The 17,433-nt window shown below is 69.1% G+C and carries 11 protein-coding genes; 8 read left to right on the top strand and 3 right to left on the bottom strand.

The genetic code is table 11. From position 1 onward, the window contains the following. Nucleotides 1-16: 16 nt before the first annotated feature. Both IE118_RS12600 and IE118_RS12595 read right to left on the bottom strand, forming a co-directional pair. Nucleotides 17-1,546, bottom strand: a complete 1,530-nt coding sequence (locus IE118_RS12600) for a helix-turn-helix domain-containing protein (RefSeq protein ID WP_189557889.1) — start codon at nucleotides 1,544-1,546, stop codon at nucleotides 17-19. Between the two features lie 79 nt (nucleotides 1,547-1,625). Continuing rightward, a complete protein-coding gene (locus IE118_RS12595; RefSeq protein ID WP_189557888.1) occupies nucleotides 1,626-1,817 on the bottom strand; it encodes a DUF4236 domain-containing protein in 192 nt (63 codons plus the stop codon). A gap of 523 nt (nucleotides 1,818-2,340) precedes the next feature. Between IE118_RS12595 and acnA the strand changes: the two genes are divergently transcribed. The 3 genes from acnA (at nucleotide 2,341) to IE118_RS12580 (ending at nucleotide 6,699) form a co-directional block, all read left to right on the top strand. Further along, on the top strand, nucleotides 2,341-5,064 hold the full coding sequence (acnA, locus tag IE118_RS12590) for an aconitate hydratase AcnA (protein ID WP_306430361.1): 2,724 nt from the start codon (nucleotides 2,341-2,343) through the stop codon (nucleotides 5,062-5,064). A gap of 106 nt (nucleotides 5,065-5,170) precedes the next feature. Continuing rightward, complete coding sequence (locus IE118_RS12585) at nucleotides 5,171-5,575, top strand: hypothetical protein (RefSeq protein ID WP_229846785.1); 405 nt, start codon at nucleotides 5,171-5,173, stop codon at nucleotides 5,573-5,575. A 14-nt stretch (nucleotides 5,576-5,589) separates the two neighbouring features. Further along, a complete protein-coding gene (locus IE118_RS12580) occupies nucleotides 5,590-6,699 on the top strand; it encodes a caspase, EACC1-associated type (protein WP_229846784.1) in 1,110 nt (369 codons plus the stop codon). 485 nt (nucleotides 6,700-7,184) lie between these two features. Here the strand turns inward: IE118_RS12580 and IE118_RS12575 are convergent, their stop codons facing one another. Next, complete coding sequence (locus IE118_RS12575; protein ID WP_189557886.1) at nucleotides 7,185-10,985, bottom strand: GH92 family glycosyl hydrolase; 3,801 nt, start codon at nucleotides 10,983-10,985, stop codon at nucleotides 7,185-7,187. A 377-nt stretch (nucleotides 10,986-11,362) separates the two neighbouring features. On the opposite strand from IE118_RS12575, the gene ngcE reads away from it, so the two are divergent. From ngcE to IE118_RS12550, 5 genes are all read left to right on the top strand, one after another. Beyond that, nucleotides 11,363-12,820 carry an N-acetylglucosamine/diacetylchitobiose ABC transporter substrate-binding protein gene (gene ngcE / locus IE118_RS12570; RefSeq protein ID WP_189557885.1) on the top strand — a complete coding sequence of 486 codons (1,458 nt, stop codon included), beginning with the start codon at nucleotides 11,363-11,365 and terminating at the stop codon, nucleotides 12,818-12,820. Nucleotides 12,821-12,895: 75 nt separating this feature from the next. Further along, on the top strand, nucleotides 12,896-13,825 hold the full coding sequence (locus IE118_RS12565; protein ID WP_189557884.1) for a carbohydrate ABC transporter permease: 930 nt from the start codon (nucleotides 12,896-12,898) through the stop codon (nucleotides 13,823-13,825). 15 nt (nucleotides 13,826-13,840) lie between these two features. Then, a complete protein-coding gene (locus tag IE118_RS12560; protein WP_189557883.1) occupies nucleotides 13,841-14,776 on the top strand; it encodes a carbohydrate ABC transporter permease in 936 nt (311 codons plus the stop codon). A 183-nt stretch (nucleotides 14,777-14,959) separates the two neighbouring features. Beyond that, entirely contained in the window at nucleotides 14,960-16,171 is a 1,212-nt protein-coding gene (locus IE118_RS12555; RefSeq protein WP_189557882.1) for an ROK family transcriptional regulator, read from the top strand. Between the two features lie 132 nt (nucleotides 16,172-16,303). Next, nucleotides 16,304-17,404 carry an ABC transporter substrate-binding protein gene (locus tag IE118_RS12550; protein WP_189558159.1) on the top strand — a complete coding sequence of 367 codons (1,101 nt, stop codon included), beginning with the start codon at nucleotides 16,304-16,306 and terminating at the stop codon, nucleotides 17,402-17,404. Nucleotides 17,405-17,433 lie beyond the last annotated feature (29 nt).

Below are 17,433 nucleotides of genomic sequence, written 5' to 3'. Positions count from 1 at the left end.
CGGCGGCGCCTTCGGCTCAGATGTCCCGGAAGATCTCGATCTGCGCCCCGATCGAGTTCAGCCGCTCCGCCAGGTCCTCGTAACCGCGGTTGATGACGTACACGTTCCGCAGGACGGACGTGCCCTCCGCCGCCATCATGGCGAGCAGGACGACGACGGCCGGGCGCAGGGCCGGCGGGCACATCATCTCCGCGGCGCGCCAGCGGGTCGGGCCCTCGACCAGGACGCGGTGCGGGTCCAGCAACTGGAGGCGCCCGCCGAGGCGGTTGAGGTCGGTCAGGTAGATGGCGCGGTTGTCGTAGACCCAGTCGTGGATGAGGGTCTGGCCCTGGGCCACCGCCGCGATCGCCGCGAAGAACGGGACGTTGTCGATGTTCAGGCCGGGGAACGGCATCGGGTGGATCTTGTCGATGGGCGCCTCCAGCTTGGAGGGCCGGACGGTGAGGTCCACCAGGCGCGTACGGCCGTTGTCGGCGAAGTACTCGGGCGTGCGGTCGTGGTCGAGGCCCATCTCCTCCAGGACCGCCAGCTCGATCTCCAGGAACTCGATCGGGACCCGGCGGACGGTCAGCTCCGACTCCGTCACGACGGCCGCGGCCACCAGGCTCATCGCCTCGACCGGGTCCTCGGAGGGGGAGTAGTCGACGTCGACGTCGATGGTGGGCACACCGTGCACGGTGAGCGTGGTGGTGCCGATGCCGTCGACCTTGACGCCGAGAGCCTCCAGGAAGAAGCACAGGTCCTGGACCATGTAGTTGGAGGATGCGTTGCGGATGACGGTGGTGCCGTCGTGCCGTGCGGCGGCGAGCAGCGCGTTCTCCGTGACGGTGTCCCCGCGCTCGGTCAGCACGATCGGGCGGTCGGGGGCGACGGAGCGGTCGACCACCGCGTGGTACTGGCCCTCGGTCGCCGCGATGTCCAGGCCGAAGCGGCGCAGCGCGATCATGTGCGGCTCGACGGTGCGGGTGCCGAGGTCGCAGCCGCCGGCGTACGGCAGCATGAAGCGGTCCGTGCGGTGCAGCAGCGGGCCGAGGAACATGATGATGGAGCGGGTGCGCCGGGCGGCGTCCGCGTCGATGGCGGCGAGGTCCAGCTCGGCCGGGGGCACGATCTCCAGGTCGACGCCGTCGTTGATCCAGCGGGTGCGCACGCCGATGGAGTGCAGCACCTCGAGCAGGCGGTAGACCTCCTCGATGCGGGCGACGCGGCGCAGCACCGTGCGCCCGCTGTTGAGCAGCGAGGCGCACAGCAGTGCCACGCACGCGTTCTTGCTCGTCTTGACGTCGATGGAGCCGGAGAGCCGGCGGCCGCCCACCACCCGCAGATGCATGGGCCCGGCGTAGCCCAGGGAGACGATCTCACTGTCCAGCGCCTCGCCGATACGGGCGATCATCTCAAGGCTGATGTTCTGGTTGCCGCGCTCGATGCGGTTGACGGCGCTCTGGCTGGTACCGAGCGCCTCGGCGAGCTGCGTCTGCGTCCAGCCGCGGTGTTGCCGGGCGTCGCGGATGAGCTTGCCGATGCGTACGAGGTAGTCGTCTGCCATGAGGTTGAGGCTATCTCAGATATGAGATGGCGCCTCTTGGGGGGTCCGTTCGGGTGATGTGACGTCAGCGGCCCCCGCCTCAGCGGGACCGCGTGGTCCGGCGCCACCCGAAAGGTCCGGGCAAATCCATCGATGTCGTACGACGTCCCGTGCTGCTGCGGGTGTGGCGGGGGCCGTTCTTGCCGCCGGTGGTGATGGACCACGAGCGCTTGTTGATGTTGAGCCGCACCCCCGGAAGGATCCGGAAGCTCTTGCGGAACGTGAGCGGCATCCCTGCCTCCTCTGCGTGGTAACTGACTCGGTCTCAGTCGCTTACCCCGTCCGGGCGTACTGATGGCTGGCGGATGGCTCCCGCCGGGAGTGGAGGTGGGGGAGTGGAGGTGCGGACGTGTGACAGGCGACCGGCTTCCGCCGCCGTGCGTGAGGGCGGCGACCATGTCCGCGCGCTCTCCGGGTACCCGGAGGGGTGAGGCGGCTCCGCCGCGGGCCGGCCGTGCGCGGGCCGGGGGCTCCGGACTCCGGTGCGATCACGTCCGCGAGCGGGTTGACTGGCGGCAGCAGTCCGTACGACCGGGCCGGGCCGCGCGCGGCGGGGGCCGTCGGCCGGGCCCGGGCATGACCATTCCGTCCACGTGTACTAGAGTTATCTCGACATCGAGATATCTGCCGAGGCGCACCGCAGCCGCCACCCTGGTGAGGGTTACCTAACTTAGCCTTACCTTAGCGGATCGGCCAGGGCGGCGTGGCGGCAGGATGCGGTGGGACGTACGCGCACATCAATGAAGGAGACTGTCGTGTCGGCGAACAGCTTCGACGCCCGCAGCACGCTGCAGGTGGGCGACGAGTCGTACGAGATCTTCCGGCTGGACAAGGTCGAGGGCTCCGCGCGCCTTCCCTACAGCCTGAAGGTGCTGCTGGAGAACCTGCTCCGCACCGAGGACGGCGCCAACATCACCGCCGACCACATCCGTGCCCTGGGGGGCTGGGACTCCCAGGCGCAGCCGTCGCAGGAGATCCAGTTCACGCCGGCGCGCGTGATCATGCAGGACTTCACCGGCGTTCCCTGTGTCGTCGACCTCGCCACCATGCGTGAGGCCGTCAAGGAGCTCGGCGGCGACGCGGCGAAGATCAACCCGCTGGCGCCGGCCGAGCTGGTCATCGACCACTCCGTCATCGCCGACAAGTTCGGCACGAACGACGCCTTCAAGGTGAACGTCGACCTGGAGTACGGCCGCAACAAGGAGCGCTACCAGTTCCTGCGCTGGGGCCAGACCGCCTTCGACGAGTTCAAGGTCGTCCCGCCCGGCACCGGCATCGTCCACCAGGTGAACATCGAGCACCTGGCCCGCGTCGTCATGACCCGTGACGGCAAGGCCTACCCCGACACCCTGGTCGGCACCGACTCGCACACCACCATGGTCAACGGCCTCGGCGTCCTCGGCTGGGGCGTCGGCGGCATCGAGGCCGAGGCCGCCATGCTCGGCCAGCCGGTCTCCATGCTGATCCCGCGTGTCGTCGGCTTCAAGCTGACCGGCGAGCTCAAGCCGGGCACCACCGCCACCGACCTGGTGCTCACCATCACCGAGATGCTCCGCAAGCACGGCGTCGTCGGCAAGTTCGTCGAGTTCTACGGCGAGGGCGTCGCCGCCACCTCCCTGGCCAACCGCGCCACCATCGGCAACATGTCGCCGGAGTTCGGCTCCACCGCCGCGATCTTCCCGATCGACGACGAGACGCTCAACTACATGCGTCTGACCGGCCGTTCCCCGCAGCAGGTCGCCCTCGTCGAGGCGTACGCCAAGGAGCAGGGCCTCTGGCTGGACCCGAAGGCCGAGCCGGACTTCTCCGAGAAGCTCGAGCTGGACCTGTCCACGGTCGTCCCCTCCATCGCCGGCCCGAAGCGCCCGCAGGACCGCATCGTCCTCGCCGACGCCAAGGCCCAGTTCGCCCAGGACGTGCGCAACTACGTCAAGGACGGCGGCGACGTCGACGAGGCCAGCAAGGAGTCCTTCCCGGCCTCCGACGCCCCGGCCATCTCCAACGGCGCGCCCTCCCACCCGGTCGAGGTCACCGCCCCCGACGGCACGACCTACACGCTCGACCACGGCGCGGTGACGGTCGCGGCCATCACCTCCTGCACCAACACCTCCAACCCGTACGTCATGGTCGCCGCCGCGCTGGTGGCCAAGAAGGCGGTGGAGAAGGGCCTGACCCGCAAGCCGTGGGTCAAGACCACCCTCGCCCCGGGCTCCAAGGTCGTCACCGACTACTTCGAGAAGGCGGGCCTGACCCCCTACCTCGACAAGGTCGGCTTCAACCTGGTCGGCTACGGCTGCACCACCTGCATCGGCAACTCCGGCCCGCTGCCGGACGAGGTCTCCCAGGCGGTCAACGAGCACGACCTCGCGGTGACCTCGGTGCTCTCCGGCAACCGCAACTTCGAGGGCCGGATCAACCCCGACGTCAAGATGAACTACCTGGCGTCCCCGCCGCTGGTCGTCGCCTACGCGCTCGCCGGCTCCATGAAGGTGGACATCACCCGCGAGGCCCTCGGCCACGACCAGGACAACAACCCGGTCTTCCTGAAGGACATCTGGCCCTCCGAGGCCGAGGTCAACGACGTCGTGGCGAACGCCATCGGCGAGGACATGTTCTCCAAGTCCTACGCCGACGTCTTCGCCGGTGACGCCCAGTGGCAGGCGCTGCCCATCCCGACCGGTGACACCTTCGAGTGGGACGCCGAGTCCACCTACGTGCGCAAGCCCCCGTACTTCGAGGGCATGGGCATGGAGCCGGCCCCGGTCGAGGACATCACCGGCGCCCGTGTGCTCGCCAAGCTGGGCGACTCGGTCACCACCGACCACATCTCCCCGGCCGGCGCCATCAAGGCCGACACCCCGGCCGGCAAGTACCTCACGGAGCACGGCATCGAGCGCCGCGACTTCAACAGCTACGGCTCGCGCCGCGGCAACCACGAGGTCATGATCCGCGGTACGTTCGCCAACATCCGCCTGCGCAACCAGATCGCGCCGGGCACCGAGGGCGGCTACACCCGCGACTTCACCCAGGACGGCGGTCCGGTGTCGTTCATCTACGACGCCTCCCGCAACTACATCGAGCAGGGCATCCCGCTCGTCGTCCTGGCCGGCAAGGAGTACGGCTCCGGCTCCTCCCGCGACTGGGCCGCCAAGGGCACCGCGCTGCTCGGCGTCAAGGCCGTCATCGCCGAGTCCTACGAGCGCATCCACCGCTCGAACCTCATCGGCATGGGCGTCCTGCCGCTGCAGTTCCCCGAGGGCCACACCGCCGAGTCCCTCGGCCTGACCGGCGAGGAGAGCTTCTCCGTCTCCGGCGTCACCGAGCTCAACGAGGGCACCACCCCGCGCACGGTGAAGGTCACCACCGACACCGGCGTCGAGTTCGACGCGGTCGTCCGCATCGACACCCCCGGCGAGGCGGACTACTACCGCAACGGCGGCATCCTGCAGTACGTGCTGCGCAGCCTGATCCGCAAGTAGGCGGCAGCGCACGGCAGTCGAGGGCCGCATTCCCGTTGTCGGGGATGCGGCCCCCGTCGTCGCACCCGGCGGTACGCTGAAACCTCGCCGGACGACGGGGGTGGCGGTGAGCCGCACGCAGCGCATGCATCTTGTCCTGGCCGGTGGCCGGGACAGCGACCAGGAGGAACTCGACGCGCTGACACTCCAGTTGCGTGAGCGGCTGCTCGAACTGGACGTCGACCGCGTCGAACTGGACCGCTCCGGGGCGGTCCCCGCCGGAGCCAAGCCGGCCGACGCCCTCGCCGTCGGGGTGCTCGTCGTGACCGCCGCCCCCTTCGTGCTGCGCTCGGCGGTCGACCTGGTGCGCACCTGGATCGAGACCCGCCCGGTCCGCACGGTCAGCATCACGCTGGGCGAGGACAGCCTGGAACTGGAGGCCGTCTCCCCCGCGGACCAGCAACGGCTCATCGAGGCGTTCCTGGCCGCACGCGACCAGGAGCGGGAACCGGCCGACGGCCAGGACGGCTGACGGGCGCGCCGGCCATGTCCGCAGGCCGCCACGCCCTGCTCGTCGCCACCGGCACCTACCGTGACTGGACCCTGGGCCAGTTGCGGTCGCCCGCCAGGGACGCCCCGGCCCTGGCGGAGGTGCTCGGGGACCCGCGGATCGGCGACTTCCAGGTCGACACGATCGTCGACGGGGCCCACCAAGAGGTCACCCGGGCCGTCGAGCGCTTCTTCCTCGACCGCCGCCGCGACGACCTGCTCCTGCTGCACCTGTCCTGCCACGGCCTCAAGAACGACAACGGCGAACTGCACTTCGCCGCCGCCGACACCGACCGCCGGCTGCTCGCCTCCACCTCGGTGACCGCCCAGTTCGTGCGCCGGCAGATGAACCGGTGCCGGGCCCGGTCGATCGTCCTGGTCCTGGACTGCTGCTACAGCGGCGCCTTCCTGACCGGTACCAAGGGAGACACCGCGGTCCACGTCAGGGACGAACTCGGCGGACACGGCCGCGTGGTGCTCACCGCCACCAACCGCACCGAGTACGCCTGGGAGGGCGAGCGGATCACCGAACTGGACCCCGAGCCCTCCCGGTTCACCGGAGCCCTCGTCAGGGGCCTGCGCACCGGCGAGGCGGACCGCGACCGGGACGGCGTGATCGACGTGCGCGAACTCTACGACTTCGTCTACGAGGAGCTGCGGGACGCCGGTGCCGGGCAGCGCCCGCAGCTGTGGGCCGAGGTGGAACACCGGGTCGTGGTGGCGCGGTCGGTCCGCGGGCCCCTGCCGGACACCCCCGGGAGCGGCACGCCGCCCCCTCCGCCGCCCGGTCCGGTCCCCGCGGCACCGCCGCCCGCACCCGCGGTGCTCCTGCTGCTCACCGAGGCGCTCGCCGGGCTGCCGTGCATGGAGGACGCGCCCGGACGTCAGCAGTTCGCCACCGCGCTGGAGCAGTTCCTGGACCGCCGGATCGACCTGAGGGGCGTCCGGCAGCGGGAGGACGTGGTCGCGATCGCGCGTGCCGCCCTGCGCCGGCCGGACGGACAGCGCGCGCTGCTGTCGACCGTCGCCCTCTTCGAGGGACAGCGGACCGCCACCGAGATCGAACACCGGCTCCGTCCGGACGGAGACCCCCGGGCACACGGCTGACCGGGCGCACGGCTGACCGGGCGCACGGCCGACCCGGCACACGGCCGACCCGGCACAGGCCCTCCCGGGCCTACACCCACCCCCCCGGCACACGCCTGCCCGGGCGTACACCCGACCCGGCCCACGCCGGCCCCGGCCCACGCCCGCCCCAGCACACGCCCGCCCCGGCCCGCGCCGGGCCGGCGCCGGGTCCCCCGGCAGCGGGGCCCGCCACCCCGCCGGCGCGGCGACCGACCGCGCGCGCACCCCGTCGGCGCGGCGACCGACCCCCCCCCGCACACCCCGCCACGAGGGCCGCACCGGCGGCGACGGCCGCGCTCCGGCCGTTTACAACGGCGGCAGGCGGCGATACCGTCCCCTCGGACGAGGTGGGAGCGCTCCCACGATCGGACCGGAACCCGCCGCGGGGACCCTCCCGCCTCGTCCGCCCGGAAGGGGCGGGCCCGGACGCCGTCCGGACCCGCCCCGGGAACCGGGAGCCGTGATCAGCTCAGCAGTTCCACCTCCGCCAGGGTCGCCTCGCCGCTCAGCACCAGCCGGTAGTGGGCGTAGGACCCCGGCTTCGCCACCGAGAAGGCGCGGGTCTGCCGGTCCCAGCGGAAGGACTCACCGGTCCGGCTGTCCAGGTCGGTCCAGGTCTCCCCGTCGGCCGAGCCCTGCAGCGTCCAGCCCGTCGGGGCCCCGGCACGGCCCGAGGAGGTCAGTGTGTACTGCACCGCCTCGGTGGCCCCGGTGACGGGAAGGTCCACGGCGGTCACCGTGGCGCCGGTCGCCGACGTGTCGTCGAACAGCGCGCCCGCGCCCTTCAGGGCGTCCTTGCGGGGCGTGGGCACCTTGTCGTCCTGGGTGATGGACACCGGCGCCGCGTCCTTGCCGGTTCCCCACGACGACGGGCGCGGACCCATGTCGAACTCCAGCACCCCGCCCCGGGCGATCACCGAGTGCGGCAGCGACGTGGAGTTCCACCGCTTGCCGTTGACCTTCAGTCCCTGCACGTACACGTTCTTCGCGCTGTTCCTCGGCGCCTTGACGACCAGTTCGCGGCCGTTCTCCAGGTGCACGGTCGTCTTCGTGAACAGCGGGGAGCCGATGGCGTACTCACCGCTGCCCATGACCAGCGGGTAGAAGCCGAGCGAGGAGAACAGGTACCAGGCCGACTGCTCGCCGTTGTCCTCGTCGCCGTGGTAGCCCTGGCCGATCTCGCTGCCCGTGTAGAGGCGGGACAGCACCTCGCGCACGTTCTTCTGCGTCTTCCAGGGCTGCCCGGCCGCGTCGTACATGTACAGGGCGTGGTGGGCGACCTGGTTGGAGTGGCCGTACATGCCCATCCGGACGTCCCGCGCCTCGATCATCTCGTGGATGACCCCGTTGTAGGAGCCCTTGAGCTCCGGTGAGGCCGTCTCGGGCGTGGACAGGTACTCGTCGAGCTTGTCGCCCAGTCCCTTCCGGCCGCCGTACAGGTTCGCCAGGCCCCGGCTGTCCTGCGCCGCGGTGAAGGCGTACCCCCAGCCGTTGGTCTCGGTGTAGTCGTAACCCCAGACCCGCGGGTCGTACTTGGAGGACTCCACCCGCCAGTCGCCCTTGGCGTCGCGGCCCTGGAAGAACCCGGCCTCGGAGTCGAAGAGGTTGACGTAGTCCCGGGCGCGGTCGAGGAAGTAGGCGGACTCCTCCTGGTACCGCTTGTCGCCCGTCTTCTTGTACAGGGCCTCGCCCATCCTGGCGATGCCGTAGTCGTTGAGGTATCCCTCCAGCGCCCACGACAGGCCCTCGTGCGTCTCGGTGCCGGTGTAGCCGAGGAACGGCGAGGTCGCCATGCCCTTGCGGCCCACACCGGACGACGGCGGCACCACGGTGGCGTTCTTCACGGCCGCGTCGTAGGCGGCCTCCGCGTCGAAGCCGTCGACCCCCTTGACGTACGCGTCCGCGAACGCCACGTCCGAGGAGGTGCCGGTCATCAGGTCCGCGTACCCGGGGGAGGACCAGCGGGAGGTCCAGCCGCCGTCCTTGTAGTGCTGCACGAACCCGTCGACCAGCTCACCGGCCTTGGAGGGCGTCAGGAAGGAGTACGCCGGCCAGGTGGTCCGGTAGGTGTCCCAGAAGCCGTTGTTGACGTACACCTTGCCGTCCACGATCTTCGCGCCGGTGTGCGTCGGGGTGTCGGGACGCTCCATCTTCGAGAACGGCGAGGCGTACCGGTCCTTCCCGCCGACCTTCTCGAAGCCCGAGTTCGGGTACAGGTACAGCCGGTAGAGGCTGGAGTACAGCGTGGTCAGCTGGTCCGGTGTGGCGCCCTCCACCTCGACCTTGCCGAGGATGCGGTCCCACTGGCGCTGCGCGTCCCGCTTGACCTTGTCGAAGGTGGTGGTCCGGCCGATCTCCTGGCGCAGGTTGTCCTTCGCCTGGTCGACACTGATCAGGGACGTGGCCAGGCGCAGCGTGACCGTGCGGTTCGCGCCCGCGTCGAAACGCAGGTGCCCCTTGATGCCCTCGGCGCCGCCGTCGGTGACCTTCCGGTCGAACTCGCCGTACACGAACATCCGGGTCGCGCCCGTGGACAGCCCGGACTTGACGTCGGAGTAGCCGGTGAAGGTGCCGTTCTCCTTGTCGAGGGTCAGCCCCGCCTGGTCGTTGACGTTGTCGAACAGCACGCTCGCGTCGTCACCGGGGAAGGTGAAGCGCATCATCGCGGCGTGGTCCGTCGGCGCCATCTCGGCCTTCACGCCGTTCTCGAACCGCACCCCGTAGTAGTACGGCCGGGCGGTCTCGTTCTCGTGCCGGAAGGCCAGCTCGCGCGCCTCACGGCCGGTGTCCGGGGTGCCGGAGGCGGCCGACGGCATCACCTGGAAGGTCTGCCGGTCGCCCATCCAGGGGCTCGGCTCGTGGCTCGCGCTGAACGCCTGGACCGTCGGCAGGTTGTCGTCGTTGTTGCCGCTCGCGTAGTCGTACAGCCAGCTGGTGGAACCGGCGTTGGTGACCGGCGTCCAGAAGTTGAAGCCGTGCGGCACGGCCGTCGCGGGGAAGGTGTTGCCGCGGGAGAAGGCGCCGCTGGAGTTGGTGCCCCGGGTGGTCACCGCGTAGTCGGACAGATGGGCCTTCGGCCGCTCGGGCTCCACCCGCTTCAGCGCCACGTCGTCCAGCCAGCCGCGGAACTTCGCCGGGCCCTTAGGGGAGTCGTAGGCCACCAGGATCCGGTCGACGGTCTTGCCGGCGGCGACCGAGCCGATCGCGGAGCGCACGCTGTTCCACTGGTTGACGTACAGCACCTTGGAGTCGCCCTGGCCGCGCGGCGACAGCGGGAAGCCGTGCTGGTCCGTCGCGCCCAGGTCGCTCAGGTGGGTGCCGTCGGTGAAGGCCAGGTCGACGGAGACGTTCGTGGCGTCGTAGTCGAGGTCCCGGTCCGCCATCGACGGGAAGATCTTGTACGACAGCTCCGTGCGGCGCTCGACCTTCACGTTCACGTCGAAGACCTTGTTGTACGAGTACGCCCGGCCGTCGGCGGTGTGCCGGCCCGCGTACCGCAGGGCGCGCTTGCCGGTGAAGCCGGCGTCCGCCTTCGCCGTCGGTGAGCCGCTCGGGCCCCGGTCGACGAGCGAGAGCATGTCCTCCGGTATGGGGTCCGCGATGCCGGTGGACAGCTGGATCTCGGCCAGCTGGAGCGCGTCGCCCGCACCGTTGTTCTTGGTGAACTCCACTCGCCAGTACCGGAACTCGGCCGCCTCGGCGAGGTCGTAGGCCTTGGTCTGGAACCGCTCGGCGAAGGACTGTCCGGAGCGGGTGTCCAGCGTCCGCCAGTCCTCGCCGTCCGCCGAGCCCTTCAGCGTCCAGTCCACGGGGTCGCGTTCGTCGTGGTCGTTGGCCGAGGTCAGGGCGTACTTGACGATCTTCGTCGGCTCGTCCAGCTCGAACTCGATCCAGCCGGTCGGTGCGAACGTCAGCCACTTGGTGGCGGGCTCGCCGTCGAAGAGGTTCCCCTTCACCTCCTTGGCGCCGGCGTTCTCCCCGCTGGCGCGGACGTCGGTGACGTGGTCGGTGACATTGCCGGGAATGCCGGACGAGAAGCCGCCGTCCACGCCCGAGGCGCGCTTGCCGCCACCCGGCGCGGTGTCCACGGTGTTCAGCCAGTCCGGGGCCGGCTGACCGGCCTCGAAGGACGAGGCGAACGCCCGGTCCGCCTTCTCCGGTGCCGCGGGCAGGGCGACCGCGACGCCCTGCGAGCCCACGGCCAAAGCAAAGGCGGTCGTCGCGACGACCGCCGTTCCCCATCTGTGCCGGACCCTACGTTGCATGCGCGAGCACCCTCCCTGTGCTGGACAACGTTGTCAGTCGAGATGCGCAAGGTCCAGTAGTGCGCCAAGTGGTCGTTGATGTCAAGAGGGTTGAATGCGGCATTCCAGTGCGGCGGCGGTGATTTCTCCGCCGGGCGACGCCTGGGGGGCTCAGTATTTCCGCGAGGTCTCAACTCGGAAAAGACAGGAGGGGAACCTTGCATTCGATCTTGCTCCGTCGGCGTGAAGTGGACTATACCTGTCGGCACTCCGGGGCATCTTCACCGCACCCGACCCCAGCACGGCCGCACTTCCTGCACGACCCAGCGTGACCCGAACGCGGTGCCGGCAAGGATCCGGTTCACCGCCTGAGTCCTGGAGAAGGCGAGGACTTGAGCATGGGATCCACTTCCGGCGAGAACAACGGCACCGGTGAGAACGGCACCACCGGTGTGGGGCGCCGCGCACTGATCAAGCGGTCCGCCGCACTCGGCCTGGTTTCGGTGCCGGCCATGGGTTTCCTGTCCGCGTGTGCCAGCGGGGGCGGGGACGACGACTCCGGTCAGAACGAGGGCAAGACGTCCGAATCCAATCCCTTCGGCGTCAAGAAGGGCACCAAGCTCGACGTCGTCATCTTCAAGGGCGGTTACGGCGACGCCTACGCCAAGGCGTGGGAAGCGGACTTCGAGAAGAAGCACGGCGTCACCTCCGTGCATACCGGCACCCAGGAGATCACGGGCAAACTCCAGCCCCGGTTCAACGCCGGCAACCCGCCGGACATCGTCGACGACTCCGGCGCCCAGCAGATCCCGATCGACGTGCTGCACAAGAACGGCCAGCTCCTCGACCTCGCGAAGGTGCTGGACGCCCCGTCGGTCGACGACCCGTCCAAGAAGGTCCGCGACACCCTCATCCCCGGCACGATCGACGCCGGCATGCAGGAGGGCAAGGTCGTCGCCCTCAACTACATCTACACGGTGTGGGGCCTGTGGTACTCCGGCAAGCTCTTCAAGGACAAGGGCTGGGAGGCGCCCAAGACCTGGGACGACTTCCTCGCCGTCTGCAAGGACGCCAAGGCCCAGGGCATCGGCGGCCTCGCGCACCAGGGCAAGTTCCCGTACTACATCAACGTCGCCATCATGGACCTGATCGCCAAGAAGGGCGGCCTGGACGCCATGAAGGCGATCGACAACCTCGACCCCAAGGCGTTCGTCGGCTCCGACGCCGCGACCGAGGCCATCGAGGCGATCTACGAGGTCGTCGAGAAGGGCTACCTGATGCCCGGCACGAACGGCCTGACCCACACCGAGTCGCAGACCCGCTGGAACCAGTACAAGGCCGCCTTCATCACCAGCGGCTCCTGGCTGGAGAACGAGCAGCTCAAGACGACACCGGACGACTTCGACATGAAGTTCCTGCCGATGCCGGTGCTGGCGGACAGCGCGCTGCCCTTCGAGGCGATCCGGGCCGGCTCCGGTGAGCCCTTCATCATCCCGTCCAAGGCCAAGAACCTCCCCGCGGCCCAGGAGTTCATGCGGATGATGCTCTCCAAGGACTGGGCGACCATGTTCGCCAAGGAGGCGAACTCGCTGACCATCCTGAAGGACGGTGTCGACCCGAACGTCCAGCTGCGGCCGGGCACCCAGTCCACCGTCGAGGCCTCCCGGGCGGCCGGCGACAACACCTTCCGCTTCCTGTACACCGAGTGGTACAGCGAGATGGGCACCGCCATCGAGAACGCCTCCAACGAGCTGATGGCCAAGCGGATCCAGCCCAAGGAGTGGCTCAAGCGGGCCCAGGCCGCGGTCGACAAGCAGGCCAAGGACCCGGCCTCGAAGAAGAACCGCCGCGACTGATCTCGCTCGACCGACGACCGCCGCGGGCCGGGAGGAGTCCCGGCCCGCGGCGGCCACACCCAGGGGCAGGACGTCATGCGCAAAGGGCAGCACCGGTTCGTCGCGGGATTCCTCTTCCTTCCCGTGGCGCTCTATCTGATCTTCGTGATCTGGCCGTACATCCAGACGTTCGGTTATTCACTGACCGACTGGAAGGGGCAGTCGCAGAGCTTCGATTTCGTCGGTCTGGACAACTACACGGCGTTGTTCGAGGACGACGTCTTCATGGGTGCCATCTGGCACAACATCCTGTTCCTGGTGTTCATCCCGGTGATCACCATTCTGCTCGCGCTGTTCTTCGCCTTCATGCTGAACGCGGGCGGACGCGGACGTTCCGGAGGGGTTTCCGGAGTCGCCGGATCGAAGTACTACCGGGTCGTCTATTTCTTCCCGCAGGTCCTGTCGCTGGCCATCCTGGCGGTGCTCTTCGGAGCCGTCTACCGCAGTGACGGCGGCGGCATGCTCAACGGCGTCCTGATCGGGATCGGACTGGTCGACAGCCAGAATCCGGTGGAATGGCTCAACGAGCCGAACGTCGTGCTGTGGGCCCTGATGGCCGTCGTCGTCTGGCACGGCGTCGGCTTCTACCTGGTCCTCTTCTCCGCCGCCATGCAGTCCATCCCGCGCGACATCTACGAGGCGGCGCTCATCGACGGGGCCAGTCGCACCCAGTCCTTCTTCCGCATCACCCTGCCGCTGCTGTGGGACTCCGTGCAGACCGCCTGGGTCTACCTCGGCATCGCGGCGATGGACATGTTCATCCTGGTCTCCACCATGACCGCCGGCGACTACGGCGGTGGCCCGGACCACCACAGCGAGGTCATGTCCACCGTGATGATGCGCAACTTCCTGCTGTACGGCCGGAGCGGCTACGCCTGCGCCATGGGCGTGGTCATGCTGGTCCTCACCCTGATCGTGTCCGTGGTCATGCTGCGCGCCACCCGTCGCGAGCGCATCGAGTTCTGAGGCGGAGCAACGACGATGAGCGCACCTCTCAAGGAAACCGCCCCCACCGGGGGCCCCACCCCGCCCCCGCCGCCGGTGGGCAAGGGCACCGTCCGGCCGGGCGACCGGCGCGGCGAAGGCGTCGCGCTGAACGTCTTCTCGCACGGCTTCCTCGCCGTGTGGGCGGTGATGATCGTCCTGCCGCTGCTGTGGCTGGTGCTCAGCTCCTTCCGCACCGACGCCCAGATCGGCGGTTCGGCCTTCGGCTGGCCGCAGAACTGGGACCTGGGCGTCTTCTCCCGCGCCTGGGAGAAGGGCATCGGCGACTACTTCACCAGCACGGTCATCGTGCTGGTGATCTCCGTGCCGCTGACCATGCTGCTCGGCGCGATGGCCGCCTACGTACTGGCCCGCTACGAGTTCTGGGGCAACCGCCTGCTGTACTACTTCTTCGTCGCGGGCGCGATGTTCCCCGTCTTCCTGGCGCTGGTGCCGCTGTTCTTCATGGTCAAGCGGCTGGACATGCTGAACACCTACCACGGCCTGGCCCTGGTCTACGTGGCCTACTCGCTGCCCTTCACGGTGTTCTTCATGCACGCCTTCTTCCGGACCCTGCCGTCGGCGGTCTTCGAGGCGGCGATCCTCGACGGGGCCTCGCACACCCGGACCTTCTTCCAGGTGATGATGCCCATGGCCAAGCCCGGCCTGCTGAGCGTCGGCATCTTCAACACGCTGGGCCAGTGGAACCAGTACATCCTGCCGACCGTGCTGATGCAGCCGCAGAGCGGTGACGACCCGGAGCGCTACGTGCTGACCCAGGGGCTCATCCAGCTGCAGCAGCAGCAGGGCTACGCCTCCGACCTCCCGGTCCTCTTCGCCGGTGTGACCATCGCCATGGTGCCCATGCTGGTCGTGTACCTGTCCTTCCAGCGCCAGGTGCAGGCCGGCCTGACCTCCGCAACCTTGAAGTAACGCTACGGAACCCGGTCTTCACACGCCGCTCCCGCCGCAGGGAGCGGCGTGTCCGCGTGTGTCCATGCACCCGGAAACGGTTCAACCTCTTGACGGGAGGCAACCCGAACGGCTCATCTTAGAGTTCACTAGTTGGACATGAGAGGGGCCTCACCGATGCGGCCCCGCGCGCAGGAGGTCGTCGTGGAGACTCCGGGGTCGCAGTCGTCGCTGCACCGAGCCAACCTGGAGCGGGTCGTCCGGGCAGTACGTCTTGCGGGTTCCCTCACCCAGGCCGAGATCGCGAGGACGACCGGCCTGTCCGCGGCCACGGTCTCCAACATCGTCCGGGAACTGAAGGACGGCGGGACGGTCGAGGTCACCCCGACCTCGTCGGGCGGACGCCGGGCCCGCAGCGTCTCGCTCAGCGGGGACGCCGGCATCGTCATCGGGGTCGACTTCGGGCACACCCACCTGCGGGTCGCGGTCGGGAACCTCGCCCACCAGGTGCTGGCCGAGGAGTCCGAGCCCCTGGACGTGGACGCCTCCTCGACCCAGGGCTTCGACCGGGCGGAACAGCTGGTCAGCCGGCTGATCGAGGCGACCGGCGTGGACCGCTCCAAGGTCGCCGGCGTGGGCCTCGGCGTGCCCGGTCCGATCGACGTGGAGTCCGGCACCCTGGGCTCGACCGCGATCCTGCCCGGCTGGACCGGCACCAAGCCCGCCGAGGAGCTGCGGGGGCGGCTCGGCGTGCCGGTGCACGTGGACAACGACGCCAACCTCGGCGCCCTCGGCGAGATGGTCTGGGGGAGCGGCCGCGGCGTGCGCGACCTGGCGTACATCAAGGTGGCCAGCGGCGTCGGCGCGGGTCTGGTGATCAGCGGCAAGATCTACCGCGGACCGGGCGGCACCGCGGGTGAGATCGGACACATTACACTCGACGAATCCGGCCCCGTGTGCCGCTGCGGCAACCGCGGCTGCCTGGAGACCTTCACGGCCGCGCGCTACGTGCTCCCGCTGCTCCAGCCCAGTCACGGCACCGACCTGACGATGGAAGGCGTCGTCCGGCTGGCGCGGGACGGTGACCCGGGCTGCCGTCGGGTGATCGCCGACGTCGGCCGCCACATCGGCAGTGGAGTGGCCAATCTCTGCAACCTGCTGAACCCTAGCCGGGTGGTCCTCGGCGGCGATCTCGCGGAGGCCGGCGAGCTGGTGCTGGGGCCGATAAGGGAGTCCGTGAGCCGCTACGCGATCCCCAGTGCGGCGCGCCAACTCTCCGTCCTTCCCGGGGCACTTGGCGGCCGTGCGGAGGTCCTCGGAGCCCTCGCCCTCGCCCTGAGCGAGATGGGCGATTCGACCCTTCTCGACGGAACTGCGACGCGGTCACTCAAGACGGCCAGCCCTGCCTTCACTTAGAGAACGGATGGCACCGTTGCCATCTCGTTAAGGATTTACTTCTTGACGTCGCACGTGTGGCCGAGTTGACTTCCAGCCACCTCGGCCGCAACGACGCGGCCTCGTCAGGGAGGTTTCTGAATGAACACGCGTATGCGTCGCGTTGCCTTTGCCGTTGCCGCAGGTGCGATGGCCGTCTCGCTCGCCGCTTGTGGCAGCGCCGCCGAGTCCGGTGACAAGAAGGACTCGGGCGACTCCGCCGCCAAGGGCGACGACATCAAGGTCGGCCTGCTCCTTCCGGAGAACCAGACCGCGCGGTACGAGAAGTTCGACAAGCCCTTGATCGAGAAGAAGGTCAAGGAGCTCACGAACAACAAGGGCGAGGTGGTCTACGCCAACGCCAAGCAGGACGCCAGCCTGCAGAACCAGCAGGTCGACACGATGATCACCAACAAGGTGGACGTGCTGATCCTGGACGCGGTCGACGCCAAGGCGATCGCCGGCTCGGTGAAGAAGGCCAAGGACGCCGGCATCCCGGTCGTCGCCTTCGACCGCCTCGCCGAGGGCCCGATCGACGCCTACACCTCGTTCGACAACGTGACCGTCGGCAAGACCCAGGGCGAGGCCCTGCTGGAGAAGCTGGGCGACAAGGCCAAGGACGGCCAGATCGTCATGATGAACGGGTCCTCCACCGACCCGAACGCCGCCCTCTTCAAGCAGGGCGCGCACTCCGTCCTCGACGGCAAGGTGAAGATCGGCCGCGAGTACGACACCAAGGAGTGGAAGCCGGAGAACGCCAACGCCAACATGGAGGGCGCCATCTCCGCCCTCGGCAAGGACAAGATCGTCGGCGTCTACTCCGCCAACGACGGCATGGCGGGCGGCATCATCACCGCCCTGAAGGCCGCCGGCATCGCCGACATCCCGGTCACCGGCCAGGACGCCGAGCTCGCGGGCGTGCAGCGCATCGTCACCGGTGAGCAGTTCATGAGCGTCTACAAGCCGTTCCCGCAGGAGGCGAACGTCGCCGCGGAGCTGGCCGTCCTGCTCGCCCAGGGCAAGTCGCTGGACTCCATCGCCAAGGACAAGGTCGACAGCCCCACCACCAAGGCCGTCCCGTCCGTTCTCGTCCCGGTCATCTCGCTGACCCAGGAGAACATCAACGACACCGTGATCAAGGACGGCATCTACACCGTCCAGGAGATCTGCACGGACAAGTACAAGGCCGCCTGCGACAAGATCGGCCTCAAGTAAGCAGTCCCCGAGTCCCGTGACACAGCGGG

The sequence above is a fragment of the Streptomyces pilosus genome, from assembly GCF_014649835.1.
GTDB lineage: Bacteria > Actinomycetota > Actinomycetes > Streptomycetales > Streptomycetaceae > Streptomyces > Streptomyces pilosus.
The sequence above is the reverse complement of the archived record's forward strand: the minus strand, read 5'-3'. Positions and strand labels throughout refer to the sequence as shown.